We start from the raw sequence: 862 nt of genomic DNA, 5'->3' as shown, positions 1-862 counted from the left end.
CAGAAGATTGGGCGATTCTCCGAAGAAGTGCGATCCTGCGCGAACTCCCTCCGGCAGATCTGGCTGCGCTGGTGGATGAACGCTCGGTGCGGTCGATCGAGCGTGGCCAGGTCCTCTTTCAGCAAGGCGATCCTGCCCGCGCGTTTTTTCTGGTGCTGGGTGGCCAGGTCAAGCTGAGCCGTGTGAACCACGGTGGCGATGAGGCGGTCGTCCACATCTACGGCGTGGGTGAGAACTTCGCCGAAGCGGCGATGTTTCTGGGCGGCCGCTATCCTGTCGCCGCAGAGGCGGTGGTGCCCTCGCGTGTCATGCACATCGAAAGCGACGCGCTGCGCCGTAAGGTGGCTGAGCGACCGGAAATCGCCTTCGCGATGATGGCCTCCATGTCCCGGCACCTGAAGGTGCTGGTTGATCAGATTGAGAAGATGAAGCTGCTTTCCGCCGACCAGCGCGTGGCCGAGTTTCTGCTCGGCCTCTGTGGTGAAAAGACAGGTGCCGTCTCGCTGAGCCTGCCGCATGAGAACAGCCTGATCGCCAACCGCCTTGGCATGGAGTCCGCAACGTTCTCGCGCGCCATCGCGCGGATCAGGGACCTGGGCGTCGAGGTGACAGGCAACCAGGCAAGTATCCGTGACACGGCGGTGGTATTGGCTTTCGTCAATCGATCGACCGACAACTGACGGGCGCGCCGGCCGCCGGGCGGTGCGTGGGCGATGGAGAAGCCTGACTTGCCCCCCCGGCATGTCGCCACCGTCACGGAGCGACGCCGTAACGCCGCCACAGTTCAGCTTCGCGATCCTCCTGATGGGTTTTGTCAGAGCCCATCCGGAAAGGAATTGAATCGCCTGAATCGGATGTGATT

1 protein-coding gene is annotated in these 862 nt (G+C 62.8%); it reads left to right on the top strand.

The annotated features are described in order from the left end of the window. Positions 1–680 (top strand): Crp/Fnr family transcriptional regulator (locus ACFHNC_RS24705; RefSeq protein WP_437171890.1); only part of this gene is annotated, 680 nt, incomplete at its 5' end. Positions 681–862: the final 182 nt, after the last annotated feature.

Source organism: Falsiroseomonas sp. E2-1-a4 (genome assembly GCF_051433165.1).
GTDB lineage: Bacteria > Pseudomonadota > Alphaproteobacteria > Acetobacterales > Acetobacteraceae > Falsiroseomonas.
The sequence above is the reverse complement of the archived record's forward strand: the minus strand, read 5'-3'. Positions and strand labels throughout refer to the sequence as shown.